The following is a 13,109-nucleotide window of genomic DNA, read 5'->3' as shown; positions in this document are numbered from 1 at the left end:
GGTTTTTATTATTGTTCTTTTTTCACTTTTACACGAGGTAGTATCTTTTGAAGTGGTACTTTTCGAATTCTTTCCCATGTAGCTGGATTCATTGGGTCATATTGATCTAAGAAAGCAATAACTTCTTTTGTAATTGGCGTTGGAGTAGAAGCACCTGCTGTAACAGCTACGTTTTCTACACCTTGTAGCCATTCTAATTGGATTTCACTTACGTCTGCAACGCGGTATGCTGTCGTACCAGCGATTTCTTGTGATACTTGTGCTAAACGGTTTGAGTTGTTACTTTTCGGATCACCGACAACAATTGTTAAATCTGCAACATCAGCTTGTTTAGCGACAGCTTCTTGGCGAACTTGAGTTGCTAAACAAATTTCCTTGTGGAATTCTGCTGTTGGGAATTTTTTCTGAATGTCCTCCATTAAATGTTGAACATCCCATTGACTCATTGTTGTTTGATTCGTAACTAAAATTTTATCCGTTGGAATTTCTAGTGTTTTTAAATCATCAGCTTTTTCGATAAGATGAACGATATCAGGTGCGATACCAACTGCGCCTTCTGGTTCTGGATGATTTTTTTTGCCGATATAAATGACATGGTATCCTTCAGCTTTCTTTGCTTCGATAAGGTCATGTGTTTTTGTAACATCTGGACAAGTTGCATCAATTGTCGTTAAACCTTTTTCTTTTGCACGTTGTTTAACTTCTGGAGAAACACCGTGTGCAGTGAAAATAACAGTACCAGAATCGATTTTATCTAAAATTTCTAATCGACTTGGACCGTCTAATGTAATGATGCCATCCTCTTCGAAAGCATCTGTGACATGCTTATTGTGAACAATCATACCTAAAATATAAATGGGTCTCGGTAATGATTTATCTAATGCGGCGTTACGTGCAATAACCATTGCGTCAACAACACCGTAGCAATAACCACGAGGGGAAATTTTAACAATCTTCATGTGAGTAATCCTCTCCTTCTAAACAAGGGATACTTTTGTGCATAGTCCATTACATTATAAAGGAGGAGTGGATAGAAAACAAAGGATTGTTACACATATAGTTTTGGTTTTGTTGCTGATTGTTGAACGGGTTCTTTCGGAACCTCTTTTTCTATTACCGGTTCAAGCACTATTTTTTTTCGTTTCCTTTTTGGAGGTGGAGGAGGTGGAGTTGCTACCTCAACCTGTTCTGTTGCATCTTCAGTTTGATTTTCTTCCGTACTTTTTCCAGAGGTGAGGATTTTAACAATGCTTGGTAGACTACGCATAATGGGACCGTACTGTTCGACAACAGGACCGACAGATTGCACGACTTGAGATACTTTTTCGATATTATTTATCATATTAGTTGGGTTCGAAATTAAATTTGAAAAAAAACTACCGATGCCGCTGCTAGATGCCGCTGCAGTTGTAGCTGACGCAGCACCACGTGTATCATTTGATTCATACATTTGAGGTGGTATCATCTGCTCTGGATATTGCTGCATGTATGGCTGATATTGTTGTGTATATTGTTGTGTATATTGTTGTTGGTATGGCTGTTGCTGTTGATATTGGGGCGGCGGTTGTTGGTGCATCATCGGTGGCCCTTCCATTTGTCGATAAGGAGGGACCATTTGCATGAAAGGTTCGGTTGGATCGTGTTTTTTAAAGAGTTTAGCAAGGAAACCTTTCTTTTTTTGAGCCATCGGTGGTAGTTGTGGAATCGGATATGGTGTGTAAGATTGTTGTCCTCGATTCGGATACATTTGTCTTATAGGGGATTTCGGAAACATGTGGGAAATCCTCCTTTCTTCAGTTAGGTATATACACATACAATATGCAATGGAAGGAAAGAAGGTTAGTTTTTGAGATAAAAACCTAAACTAAAGATGGATTTTACTTGTAGATTTCGATATAATGTAGACTTGACTGATTTGTGCGCAGTAGAAATTTTAGAAAGAAGGTGTAACTTATGACACTACAAACTTTTACACAGTATGATTTTAAACCATTTTTAATAGATGCAGTTCGTGAACTACGCTTTACAGAGCCAACAGGAATTCAAAAGAAAATTTTCCCGGTCGTGAAAAAAGGTGTGAGTATAATTGGACAATCCCAAACTGGTTCTGGGAAAACACATGCATACTTACTTCCTACATTAAACAGAATTGATGCAAGTCGTGAAGAGGTACAACTTGTTATTACAGCGCCTACTCGTGAGTTAGCACAACAAATTTACGAAGAAATTGTGAAACTAACAAAGTTCTGTGCAGAAGATCAAATGATTACAGCACGCTGTTTAATTGGTGGAACTGATAAACAACGATCAATTGAAAAGTTGAAAAAACAACCTCATATTGTAGTTGGAACGCCAGGACGTATTAAAGATTTAGTAGAAGAAAAGGCGCTATTTGTTTATAAAGCGGATACTATTATTGTCGATGAAGCGGACTTAATGCTTGATATGGGATTCATTCAAGATGTAGATAAAATTGCGGCACGTATGCCTAAAAATCTGCAAATGTTAGTTTTCTCTGCAACAATTCCTCAAAAATTAAAACCATTTTTGAAGAAATATATGGAGAATCCAGAACATATTCATATTAATCCGAAGCAAGTTGCAGCAGGAAATATTGATCATTACCTTGTGCCTTCAAGACACCGTAATAAAACTGAATTAGTGAAAAATATGCTACTTCAATTTAAACCATATTTAGCAATTGTCTTTACAAACACAAAGAAGAAGGCTGACGAAGTAGCCGATGGATTAGCAGAACGTGGATTAAAAGTAGGGCGTATACACGGTGATTTATCACCACGTGATCGTAGAAAAATGATGAAACAAGTTCGTGATTTAGAGTTCCAATACATTGTCGCAACAGATTTGGCGGCACGCGGTATTGATATTGAAGGAATTAGCCATGTTATTAACTATGAACTTCCACCAGATTTAGATTTCTTCGTTCACCGTGTTGGAAGAACTGCACGTGCGGGTCATTCAGGTATTGCAGTGACGATTTATGATCCAGCAAATGAAGAAGCGTTAGATAGTTTGGAAAAACAACGTCATATCGAGTTTAAACATGTAGATTTACGCGGAGATGAATGGGCGGATTTAGGTGACCGTCGTCGTCGTAAGAGCCGTAAAAAACCAAGTGATGGACTAGATGTTATGGCAACAAAAGTTGTTAAGAAGCCGAAAAAAGTAAAACCAAACTATAAACGAAAACTTGCAACAGAACGTGACAAAGTGAAGAAAAAATATAGCAATAAAAAAAGATAAGGGATTTCCCTTATTTTTTTTTATCTCACTGCTTGAGAGAAAGTCGATTAATGTAGACTAATAATTAGTGAGGGGTAGAAAAAACGTTGACTAAAGTTTCGCTTTATTGGGTTAATTTAAGTATAGAGTTCAGATTATTTGAATAGTCCGTTTAATTTATGTAGTGTCTTTTGTGTGAACAAACAATTCGCTACATATTTCTACAAATTATGCTATCATTATATCTATTGTATATTGAAGAGGTGATTGTATGTTAAAGATTGGATCTCATGTTTCTATGAGTGGTAAGAAAATGTTATTAGCAGCAAGTGAAGAGGCTGTTTCATACGGTGCAACGACGTTTATGATTTATACAGGTGCACCGCAAAATACACGAAGAAAACCAATTGAAGAATTGAACATAGAAGCAGGAAGAAAACATATGGAACTAAACGGTATTGAAGAAATTATCGTACATGCGCCATACATTATTAATCTTGGGAATACGACGAAGCCAGAAACATTCCAATTAGGTGTAGACTTCCTTCGCATGGAAATTGAAAGAACATCGGCATTAGGTGTAGCGAAACAAATCGTTCTTCACCCAGGTGCGCACGTTGGTGCAGGAGCAGATGCTGGTATTCAACAAATTATTAAAGGGCTTAATGAAGTATTAACGCCAGAGCAGACGGTTAACATTGCGTTAGAAACGATGGCAGGAAAGGGAACGGAATGCGGTCGTAGCTTTGAAGAAATTGCGAAAATTATTGATGGTGTGAAATATAATGAAAAACTATCTGTATGTTTTGATACGTGTCATACGCATGATGCAGGTTATGACCTTGTAAATGATTTTGACGGTGTGTTAAACGAATTTGATAAAATTGTTGGGATAAATCGTTTACAAGTACTTCATATTAACGATAGCAAAAATGTACGCGGAGCTGGAAAAGACCGTCATGAAAATATTGGTTTTGGTCATATTGGCTATAAGGCATTGCATCAAATTGTGCATCACCCACAACTTACGCACGTACCAAAAATTCTTGAAACGCCGTATGTAGGTGAAGATAAAAAAGATAAGAAGCCACCATATAAATTAGAAATCGAAATGCTGAAAAATGGTACTTTTGATGAAGGAATTCTTGAAAAAATTAAAGAGCAATAAGGAGGGGATTTTCCCCTCCTTATTTTAATAGCTGCTGAAATAAAATATTTACTTGTTGGGCAGTGGCAGGAGTAGTTACTTTAGCGATTTGTTTTAACAAATCTAGTCGCTCGGTATTATCGTAAATGTTAATGTTTTTCCCTTTCATAAGTAAAACGATTTTATCAGCTTGTGCAGTTGTGATTGGAACTTCGTATTCTTTACTATATTTCAATAGTTCTTTTGTAGAAATATGATTTAATTTTTTGTTCACAATTTGTTTAATGAGGTTCATCGTGTTGTCCTCCTTCACACGTTCTTCTATCGAAATATATGTAAGTATAGCTTGTACATATTCGTATCAAGGTGCATTTTTTCAATGGGGAAAAGAAGCTTATGTTATAATATAAGAACAAAACTATAGATAAAGAGTATAAGGAGGACTTATGGAAAAAAAGCAACATCGAAAAGAAAGTGTTATTCATCTTGTATATCGTTTAGTTATGATTGTCTTTGGGGCAGCGTGTGCGGCGGTAGCGATTGAACTGTTTTTAATGCCAAATAAAATTATTGATGGTGGAATTATTGGTATTTCTCTTATATTAGATTATCTTACTCCTAATATTTGGTGGTTAAGCTTTTCTACTTTAGTTGTTATCCTCAACATTCCTTTTATGTACTCCGGGTATAAGCAAATTGGAAAAACATTCATGTTATCTTCAGCATTTGGAATTGTAGCTTTAGCATTTATTGAATCAACGTTGCATGCTATCCCGCCATTTACAACAGAGCCGATTTTAGCAACAGTTTTCGGCGGTCTTATTTTAGGGATTGGTGTAGGACTTGTTATTCGTCATGGTGGATCGTTAGACGGGACCGAGATTATGGGAATTCTATTAACGAAGAAATTACCGTTTTCTGTTGGTGAATTCGTAATGTTTGTGAACTTATTCATTTTTGCATGGGCAGCATTTGTTTTTGGTGTTGAACAAGCGATGTATTCTGTTATGACGTACTATATCGCATTCAAAACAATTGATACGGTAATTCAAGGATTAGACGAAACGAAAGCAGTTTTAATAGTATCGGATCAATATGAGGAAGTATCAAATGCGATTTTACACCGCCTTGGTCGTGGAACAACAAAACTTGTTGCTAAAGGTGGCTATACAGATAAAGAAAAAGAAGTTATTTATGCAGTTGTAACACGTCTGGAAGTGACGAAGTTAAAATCAATTGTGCATGAAATTGATGAAAACGCATTTGTTACGATTATGAATACACAAGAGACAAATGGTGGTAAGTTTAAATCAGCAATTCACTAAAAAGTTAATTGTAATATCTTTTGAAAGCAGAGAATTATTCTCTGCTTTTTGTTATAATAATAAGGTTTCTTGAAATAAAGAATATATTTTAGGCAGATTGGTTTACAACTATAATAAGCTGTACTATAATTCAAATAGAGATAAATCGGAATCATTCTGAATTAAAATAGGTGAGATGCTATGAATAATATATTGGAAATAGAAGGATTAACGTTTCGGTATGAAGATCGCAACGTGTTAGAAGATATTAATTTGCAAGTTCCGAAGGGAGCTTTTTTAGGTTTAGTTGGACCGAATGGTTCAGGGAAATCGACTTTACTTAAATGCTTATTGGGTGTTTTAAAACCAAAGCAAGGAAGTATTAGATTGTTTGGCATTGATAGTAAGAAATTTAAAGAGTGGAATAAAGTTGGTTATGTATCCCAAAAGGCAAGTAGCTTTAACTCAGGTTTCCCGGCAACTGTTTTCGAGGTTGTTTCAATGGGGCTCGTTTCGAAAAAAGGGCTTTTTCGCTTTTTTACGAAAGACGATAATGCGAAAGTAGAAAAAGCGATTGCTGATGTAGGTATGAGCGAGTTTCGAGGTCGCAACATTGGAGAACTTTCTGGTGGACAACAACAGCGTGTATTTATTGCTCGTGCACTTGTAAGTGATCCGGAATTGCTTATTTTGGACGAGCCTACTGTTGGGATTGATGTGAAAAATGTGGCAAGTTTTTATGAGATACTAGAGGATTTAAACAAAAGATTGGGAATTACGTTAATTCTTGTTACGCACGATATGGGTGCTGTAACAGAGAAGGTGACGCATGTTGCATGTTTGAATCAGCATTTACATTTCCATGGGAATGTAGAGAAATTCCGAGAGTTAGAAGATGCAGAAATGTCGATTTTATATGGACATCATGTTCATCGCTTAGAACATGAACATGGGCATCACGGGAGGATATAATGATACAGGATTTTTTACAATATGATTTTTTACGTAATTCCTTATACGCTGGTATTTTAATAGGGCTTGTCGCACCACTTATCGGCGTGTTCGTTGTAATTCGCCGCATGTCGCTTATTGCGGATGCATTAAGTCATGTGACGTTATCAGGAATTGCAGCGAGTTTATTACTTGAAAAGACAATCTTTACCGGTGGGTTTTTAAACCCTTTATATATGGGGATGTTTTTTTCAATCGGTGGAGCATTGCTAATTGAAAAATTACGTACTGTATATAAACATTATCAAGAGTTAGCAATCCCGATTATACTTTCAGCAGGGATGGGGATTGGAGTTATCTTCATCTCACTTGCTAATGGATTCAATACGGATTTATTTAGTTATTTATTTGGTAGTGTAAGTGCTGTAACAAGTGCGGATTTAATTATTATTGGTATAGTAGCAATTGTTGTTATTGCGACGATTGTTTTATTATACAAAGAGTTGTTTTTACTATCATTTGATGAGGAATACGCTGTATCAACCGGTTTAAGTGCAAAGTGGATTCACTTTATCTTCATTATATTAGTTGCTCTTGTAATTGCGGTATCAATGCGTGTTGTAGGTGTTCTTCTCGTATCATCTTTAATGACGTTACCAGTTGCAGCAAGTATTCGTATTGCAAAAGGATTTAAACAAACAATTTTCTTTTCCATTTTATTTGGTGAAATTGCAGTAATTGGTGGAATGTTTGCTTCGTATCAACTTGATTTAGCTCCAGGTGGTACAATTGTTATGATAGCGGTTCTTATTTTAATTGGTGCAATTTTATGGAAAAAGAAAAAAACTGCATAAAGTAGGGATAGGTATGAATCTAACAGAAGCTTTACGCCTAATGAAGGAAAAGGGATACAAACATACAGGGAAAAGAGAAGAAATGCTGAGATTATTCGCAGCTCATAATCGTTATTTAACTGCGAAAGATGTTTTAGAGCATATGAAGGGTGATTATCCAGGACTTAGTTTTGATACGATTTATCGTAACTTAACGGTTTTTGCTGAAGTCGGTGTTTTAGAGCAAACGGAATTAAATGGTGAAAAGCATTTCCGTTTTACATGCTCCATTATGGAACATCATCATCATTTCATTTGTTTAGATTGTGGTGGTACAAAAGAGATTAATTCCTGCCCGATGGATTTTATGAATAAAGATTTTAAAGGTTATGAGGTAACGGGGCATAAGTTTGAAATATATGGTCGTTGCCCAAAATGTGCAAAATGAGAGGGCTCGTCAGTTATATAACTGACGAGTTTTTAATTTGAATGTAAAAAAAGGTTGCTCACAAAAATTGTGGCAACCTTCTTTTTATTGTTCTTGTTTTTCTTTTTGTTTTTCTTTTTCTCGTTCGGCAGCCATTTCAGCAGCGATTACATCAATTTCTTTTTTCAGTTCTTCTACCATTGTTTCTTCTGGTACTTTACGAACGACTTGCCCTTTACGGAATAATAAACCTTCTCCGCGTGCACCGGCAATACCGATGTCAGCTTCACGAGCTTCACCAGGACCGTTTACGGCACAGCCGAGTACTGCAACCTTAATTGGAACTTTAAGTGTGGAGATGTATTCTTCGACTTCATTAGCAATGCTAATTAGGTCGATTTCAATACGACCACAAGTTGGACAAGAAATAAGTGTTGCGGCATTAGATGCAAGACCGAATGATTTTAATAGTTCACGTGCAACTTTTACTTCTTCAACTGGATCAGCGCTTAAAGAGATACGAAGTGTATTTCCGATGCCTTTACTTAAAATTGCTCCAAGACCGGCGGCGCTTTTTACAGTCCCAGCAAACAATGTTCCTGATTCTGTAATACCTAAATGTAATGGATAATCAAAGGCGCGAGCAGCTTTTTCGTATGCTTCAATTGCTAAGTTAACATCAGAGGCTTTCATTGATACGATAATATCGTGGAAATCTAAGTCCTCTAAAATTTTAATATGGTGCAGTGCGCTCTCGACCATACCATCAGCAGTTGGATATCCATACTTTTCTAAAATATGACGTTCTAATGAGCCGGCATTTACACCGATACGGATTGGAATGCCACGCTCTTTCGCTGCATTTACAACAGCTTCTACTTTATGGCGACGTCCAATGTTACCTGGATTGATACGTACTTTATCAATGCCGCCTTCGATTGCTTTTAAAGCAAGGCGGTAATCAAAATGAATATCAGCAACAAGTGGAATGTTGATTTGTTTTTTAATATCAGCAATAGCATTTGCTGCGCGTTCGTCTGGAACAGCAACACGAACAACTTGACAGCCAGCTTCTTCTAAACGTTTAATTTCAGCAACTGTAGCCTCAACATCATGCGTTTTTGTTGTCGTCATACTTTGTATAATTAATTCATTGTTACCGCCAATTGTTAAATTACCGACTTTAACTGGACGTGTTTTTGTGCGTTGAGTCATTTCATTCACGAATTGATCGCTCTCCTTATAAAAGAAGTTTCTTATTTTAGTCCCTTACATCAATGATAGTATGTGTGAGAAAGGGCTATAGAAACCAAAGTACTCGGTTTCACTTTTACTATTGTATCAGCGCCTTTATGTAATTGACAAGGATTAAGTGATTGCTTATTGATATAAGGGGAATTTATAAGACTTTCCAACTTGGATTTTTGTAGCAGATGTATTTTTATTTAATTGCTTAAAATCATCAATTACTTTTTCAATAGAAGGAATTTTTTTCTTATTAATCGCTTCTGTAATAGAAAGAACTGTATCGCCAGTTTTTACTTCGATTGCTTTATAAGCTGTATCCGTTTCTTTTTCTGTTTCTTTCTCTTTATTTTGTTTTGTATCTGTATTTTCTTTTTTTATCGTTTGGGCAGCAGATGTTTTTTTGTATGAACTTAACATCGGTAAAGTACCGATTTTTATGTCGTAATAAAATATATAACCGAGGACAAGCACGAATAAGAGTACACCTAATCTCTTCATATCCTTCACTCCTTTGCTAGGAATATATGCTTGTCCAAAAAAAAAATGCCTATTTAGGCATTTTTTTATAGTTCTTGTTTTTCTTTCGGCTTTGGAACTTCTTTAATTGTTAAGTATAGAACGATTAAAACAACTGCAATGTAAATGAATGTTGCGCCAGGTACGTTTATTTTGAATAAATCCATAATCATAAAGAAGATTGTTGGAATTGTGTAGCTGTAAGCAGTTAATGTCCAAACTTGTTTATAAGATAATTTGCGTTGGCCGCTCATCGCAGAACCGATGAAGGCAAGCAATGTAACTCCTACAAAGGTAATAAATAATTGGAACAAGTACAGTAAGAACCCAATAACGAATAATAAGATTGGATAAATACTGTCAAATAACGAAATGAAATCTTGTAAATCTTTTTTCTCAAGAGATGCGCCTAATAAGTCATTATAGGAGTATGTTTGTGTTTGACCATTCCCCATGGAGACTACTTTATCTTTTAAAACAAATAAACCTGTTTTATTTTGATATTTTTCTAAGTCTGTTGAATTTGGATCAAATACGAAAAGGGCATTTCCATCTTCTTTTTCGATAGGTTGATCAATATCAGCTGTTAGCTCGCCATTTTCAATTTTAAAATCAGGTAAATCTTTTTCGATTACTTTATTTACCATGTTAACACCATCTTGAATAACGCTACCGTACAAGAAAGTTCTTGGAATAGTAGTGATTAGGCAAAGAAGCATAATATACAAAATGGTTTTACCGATTTTTTGAAAACGGAAAAGCGCCATATCTTTAGGCGAATATACGCTTTTTGCTAGCTGTTTAAAAATGGACATAGATTCACTTCCTTTATGTATGTATAAAATCATTGTAACGTACGAATCTAGAGAAGCTCAAGATATATTATATTTACATATAGTAGAGAGGACTAAATTCCTTCTTATTAATTTACTTCTTTTAGTAGAGAAAAATACAATTGACACTTTTCTTTCGTATATGGTAAATTTATCTTACATTTTTCAAACGATATATCCGATTGGAATTTAGTTATTTTTAATGGTACATACATAATCGTGGACCCTTAGCTCAGTTGGTTAGAGCAGACGGCTCATAACCGTCCGGTCGTAGGTTCGAGTCCTACAGGGTCCATATCCATTTCATATGTTTATTATGTCAGCAGGAAGCTTCCTTGTAGAAGGAAGCTTTTTTTCGGAATATATGAGCATTTTAATTGAAAAGAAGTGGGAATTTTGCTACTTTAATGATAGCAAGACAAAGCGATTTATTTGTTTGCACCCTATGGCAATTAGGGTAGAATGAAGTTGTATGTCACTTAAGTGACAATACATAAACCGGGAGGAATATAACAATGGCAAAACACGAATTACCAAATTTACCTTATGCGTATGATGCTTTAGAACCTCACTTTGATAAAGAAACAATGAACATCCATCATACAAAACATCACAACACGTATATTACAAACTTAAACGCTGCTTTAGAAGGTCATGCAGAATTAGCTGACAAAAGCGTTGAAGAATTAGTTGCAAACTTAAACGAAGTACCTGAAGCAATCCGTACAGCAGTACGTAACAATGGTGGCGGACATGCTAACCATACATTCTTCTGGACAATCCTATCTCCAAACGGCGGGGGACAACCAGTAGGCGAACTTGCAACTGCGATTGAAGCGAAATTCGGTAGCTTCGATGCATTCAAAGCAGAATTCGCAAAAGCTGGCGCAACTCGCTTCGGTTCTGGTTGGGCTTGGTTAGTAGTAAACAATGGTGAGTTAGAAGTAACAAGCACTCCAAACCAAGATTCTCCTCTAACTGAAGGTAAAACTCCAGTTATCGGTTTAGATGTTTGGGAGCATGCTTACTACTTAAATTACCAAAACCGTCGTCCTGACTACATCGGTGCATTCTGGAACGTTGTAGATTGGAACGTTGCTGAAAAACTTTACCAAGAAGCAAAATAATTAAAGTTAATACAGCTAGAAAAAAGCTAGGGGGTTTTCTCCTAGCTTTTTTCTATGTTCTCCTTTTACATAATTGAGCTTGTTTTTGGAAGACTAGAACATGAAGTAAAGGAGAGTTGTGTATGAAGTGGAAACATGTAATCGGTGATGTTGAAGTGAATCGGGATTTAGTATTATTGCTCGTTATAGGAGGTTTATACACGCTCGCAATTTCTTTATCGAATACGTTTGTAAACATTTATTTATGGAAGCAAACACAAAATTATGTGAATCTGGGCTTGTATAATTTGGCCAGCGTTGTATTGCAGCCTCTAACATTTCTTGTGGGCGGGAAATTAGCGAAACGTATTGATCGCTCGATTTTATTGAGAATCGGTGTAGGCACGTTAGCTGTTTTTTTTATCGTCGTTTTAGTAGCGGGAAAAAGTGCATCTCACTATATTTTATTAATGGGAGCCCTTTTAGGAGTTGGTTATGGTTTTTATTGGCTCGCTTTTAACTTGTTAACATTTGAGATTACAGAACCAGAAACAAGAGATTTTTTTAACGGTTTTCTAGGACTTCTTACATCGTTCTCTGGAATGATTGGACCGATAGCAGCAGGATATACAATTTCACGTATGGAAAAATGGAGTGGTTATACTGTCGTTTTCTTCCTCTCGTTAATGCTATTTGCGGTTGCAGTCGTTCTAAGCTTTTTTTTATCGAAGAGGGAATGTGAAGGACGCTATGAAATTGTGCAAGTATTGAAAGAGCGGCAAGTTGATGAAAACTGGGGAAGAATTACGCGCGCTCATTTCTTCCAAGGTTTGAGAGAGGGAACGTTTATTTTCGTTATTTCGGTATATGTCTATTTAGCATCTGGTAGCGAGTTAGCACTAGGGAAATATAGTTTAGTGAATTCTGCAGTATCATTTGTATGCTATTATTTAGTTGCTCGTATGTTAAAGAAAGAATGGCGAAAAAAAGCAATTTTACTTGGCGGTATTATTTTATACGCGGTTGTATTTTTAGTTATTTTTAATGTTACATATACGAAATTACTTATTTATGCAGCATGTATTGCGGTTGCATATCCTATTTTACTCGTTCCGTACGGCTCCATGACATACGATGTAATTGGTAGAGCAAAACAGGCGAGAGAATGGCGTGTAGAATATATAGTGGTCAGGGAATTATGGTTAAATGCTGGAAGAATTTGTTCCATTTTAAGTTTTTTATGTGCTGTCATATTTTTTCCGCCTGAAAAAAGTTTACCTTTCTTACTATGTATTTTAGGAGCTGGACATTTCCTTATTTATTTTGCAGTTAAAAATGTCAAATATGATGAGGGGAATGTGAACAAAACCAGTGTTGTAGCGCAAGGGAGCACACAGAATCAAACTGAACCAGAAGGTTAACTTATCGCGTGTTTTATGCTAGAATAGAAAAAGATGTAAGACAGCAGTGAGGGCACCTGTATGAAGGTGTCCCTTTCACA

14 protein-coding genes and 1 tRNA gene are annotated in these 13,109 nt (G+C 36.1%); 9 read left to right on the top strand and 6 right to left on the bottom strand.

Features of this window, described 5'->3' with window-relative positions:
• Positions 1–8: 8 nt before the first annotated feature.
• Together MKX37_RS20990 and vrrA are read right to left on the bottom strand one after the other, a co-directional pair.
• Positions 9–959 (bottom strand): 4-hydroxy-3-methylbut-2-enyl diphosphate reductase, encoded by a 951-nt coding sequence (locus MKX37_RS20990; protein WP_002067184.1) that lies wholly within the window; start codon positions 957–959, stop codon positions 9–11.
• Positions 960–1,048: 89 nt separating this feature from the next.
• The gene (gene vrrA / locus MKX37_RS20985; protein WP_002184950.1) at positions 1,049–1,774 is read right to left on the bottom strand and encodes a VrrA/YqfQ family protein; all 726 of its coding nucleotides are present in this window, start codon (positions 1,772–1,774) and stop codon (positions 1,049–1,051) included.
• A gap of 179 nt (positions 1,775–1,953) precedes the next feature.
• Here vrrA and MKX37_RS20980 point away from each other — a divergent pair, with 179 nt between their 5' ends.
• Together MKX37_RS20980 and MKX37_RS20975 are read left to right on the top strand one after the other, a co-directional pair.
• Positions 1,954–3,264 carry a DEAD/DEAH box helicase gene (locus MKX37_RS20980; RefSeq protein ID WP_002015172.1) on the top strand — a complete coding sequence of 437 codons (1,311 nt, stop codon included), beginning with the start codon at positions 1,954–1,956 and terminating at the stop codon, positions 3,262–3,264.
• A gap of 250 nt (positions 3,265–3,514) precedes the next feature.
• Positions 3,515–4,411, top strand: a complete 897-nt coding sequence (locus tag MKX37_RS20975; RefSeq protein ID WP_002129124.1) for a deoxyribonuclease IV — start codon at positions 3,515–3,517, stop codon at positions 4,409–4,411.
• A 19-nt stretch (positions 4,412–4,430) separates the two neighbouring features.
• Here MKX37_RS20975 and MKX37_RS20970 read toward each other — a convergent pair whose 3' ends face one another.
• Positions 4,431–4,685 carry a DUF2624 domain-containing protein gene (locus MKX37_RS20970; protein WP_002088657.1) on the bottom strand — a complete coding sequence of 85 codons (255 nt, stop codon included), beginning with the start codon at positions 4,683–4,685 and terminating at the stop codon, positions 4,431–4,433.
• 151 nt (positions 4,686–4,836) lie between these two features.
• On the opposite strand from MKX37_RS20970, the gene MKX37_RS20965 reads away from it, so the two are divergent.
• From MKX37_RS20965 to MKX37_RS20950, 4 genes are all read left to right on the top strand, one after another.
• Positions 4,837–5,715: a YitT family protein gene (locus tag MKX37_RS20965; RefSeq protein ID WP_002015168.1), complete on the top strand. Its 879-nt coding sequence runs from the start codon at positions 4,837–4,839 to the stop codon at positions 5,713–5,715.
• Between the two features lie 180 nt (positions 5,716–5,895).
• Positions 5,896–6,666, top strand: a complete 771-nt coding sequence (locus tag MKX37_RS20960) for a metal ABC transporter ATP-binding protein (RefSeq protein WP_002015167.1) — start codon at positions 5,896–5,898, stop codon at positions 6,664–6,666.
• Entirely contained in the window at positions 6,666–7,499 is an 834-nt protein-coding gene (locus MKX37_RS20955) for a metal ABC transporter permease (protein WP_002015165.1), read from the top strand. Before MKX37_RS20960 ends, MKX37_RS20955 begins: the two co-directional genes overlap by 1 nt.
• Positions 7,500–7,512: 13 nt before the next feature.
• Positions 7,513–7,926, top strand: coding sequence for a Fur family transcriptional regulator (locus MKX37_RS20950; RefSeq protein ID WP_002015164.1), 414 nt, complete (start codon positions 7,513–7,515; stop codon positions 7,924–7,926).
• Positions 7,927–8,010: 84 nt separating this feature from the next.
• Here MKX37_RS20950 and ispG read toward each other — a convergent pair whose 3' ends face one another.
• The 3 genes from ispG to yqgB form a co-directional block, all read right to left on the bottom strand.
• On the bottom strand, positions 8,011–9,120 hold the full coding sequence (gene ispG, locus MKX37_RS20945; protein WP_129146754.1) for a flavodoxin-dependent (E)-4-hydroxy-3-methylbut-2-enyl-diphosphate synthase: 1,110 nt from the start codon (positions 9,118–9,120) through the stop codon (positions 8,011–8,013).
• Between the two features lie 165 nt (positions 9,121–9,285).
• Complete coding sequence (locus MKX37_RS20940) at positions 9,286–9,651, bottom strand: hypothetical protein (protein ID WP_002129120.1); 366 nt, start codon at positions 9,649–9,651, stop codon at positions 9,286–9,288.
• A gap of 65 nt (positions 9,652–9,716) precedes the next feature.
• Positions 9,717–10,484 carry a protein YqgB gene (gene yqgB, locus MKX37_RS20935; protein WP_078422002.1) on the bottom strand — a complete coding sequence of 256 codons (768 nt, stop codon included), beginning with the start codon at positions 10,482–10,484 and terminating at the stop codon, positions 9,717–9,719.
• A gap of 239 nt (positions 10,485–10,723) precedes the next feature.
• On the opposite strand from yqgB, the gene MKX37_RS20930 reads away from it, so the two are divergent.
• The 3 genes from MKX37_RS20930 (at position 10,724) to MKX37_RS20920 (ending at position 13,029) form a co-directional block, all read left to right on the top strand.
• Positions 10,724–10,797 (top strand) — tRNA-Ile (locus MKX37_RS20930).
• Positions 10,798–11,017: 220 nt separating this feature from the next.
• Positions 11,018–11,629 carry a superoxide dismutase [Mn] gene (sodA, locus tag MKX37_RS20925; RefSeq protein ID WP_001052029.1) on the top strand — a complete coding sequence of 204 codons (612 nt, stop codon included), beginning with the start codon at positions 11,018–11,020 and terminating at the stop codon, positions 11,627–11,629.
• 122 nt (positions 11,630–11,751) lie between these two features.
• Positions 11,752–13,029, top strand: a complete 1,278-nt coding sequence (locus MKX37_RS20920; RefSeq protein ID WP_002015154.1) for an MFS transporter — start codon at positions 11,752–11,754, stop codon at positions 13,027–13,029.
• Positions 13,030–13,109: the final 80 nt, after the last annotated feature.

The organism is Bacillus sp. FSL R5-0709 (assembly GCF_038004785.1).
In the GTDB taxonomy this organism is placed as follows: Bacteria; Bacillota; Bacilli; order Bacillales; family Bacillaceae_G; genus Bacillus_A; species Bacillus_A mycoides.
Note: the sequence above shows the minus strand (reverse complement) of the source record. Positions and strands in the feature narration are given on the sequence as shown.

Excerpts from the sequence above, each read along its gene's own strand:
- MKX37_RS20960 (WP_002015167.1), top strand. The coding sequence starts at position 5,896 with ATGAATAATATATTGGAAATAGAAGGATTAACGTTTCGGTATGAAGAT.
- MKX37_RS20965 (WP_002015168.1), top strand. The coding sequence starts at position 4,837 with ATGGAAAAAAAGCAACATCGAAAAGAAAGTGTTATTCATCTTGTATAT.
- MKX37_RS20950 (WP_002015164.1), top strand. The coding sequence starts at position 7,513 with ATGAATCTAACAGAAGCTTTACGCCTAATGAAGGAAAAGGGATACAAA.
- MKX37_RS20940 (WP_002129120.1), bottom strand. The coding sequence starts at position 9,651 with ATGAAGAGATTAGGTGTACTCTTATTCGTGCTTGTCCTCGGTTATATA.
- MKX37_RS20955 (WP_002015165.1), top strand. The coding sequence starts at position 6,666 with ATGATACAGGATTTTTTACAATATGATTTTTTACGTAATTCCTTATAC.
- MKX37_RS20920 (WP_002015154.1), top strand. The coding sequence starts at position 11,752 with ATGAAGTGGAAACATGTAATCGGTGATGTTGAAGTGAATCGGGATTTA.
- MKX37_RS20970 (WP_002088657.1), bottom strand. The coding sequence starts at position 4,685 with ATGAACCTCATTAAACAAATTGTGAACAAAAAATTAAATCATATTTCT.
- MKX37_RS20980 (WP_002015172.1), top strand. The coding sequence starts at position 1,954 with ATGACACTACAAACTTTTACACAGTATGATTTTAAACCATTTTTAATA.
- yqgB (WP_078422002.1), bottom strand. The coding sequence starts at position 10,484 with ATGTCCATTTTTAAACAGCTAGCAAAAAGCGTATATTCGCCTAAAGAT.
- MKX37_RS20975 (WP_002129124.1), top strand. The coding sequence starts at position 3,515 with ATGTTAAAGATTGGATCTCATGTTTCTATGAGTGGTAAGAAAATGTTA.
- MKX37_RS20990 (WP_002067184.1), bottom strand. The coding sequence starts at position 959 with ATGAAGATTGTTAAAATTTCCCCTCGTGGTTATTGCTACGGTGTTGTT.
- sodA (WP_001052029.1), top strand. The coding sequence starts at position 11,018 with ATGGCAAAACACGAATTACCAAATTTACCTTATGCGTATGATGCTTTA.
- ispG (WP_129146754.1), bottom strand. The coding sequence starts at position 9,120 with ATGACTCAACGCACAAAAACACGTCCAGTTAAAGTCGGTAATTTAACA.
- vrrA (WP_002184950.1), bottom strand. The coding sequence starts at position 1,774 with ATGTTTCCGAAATCCCCTATAAGACAAATGTATCCGAATCGAGGACAA.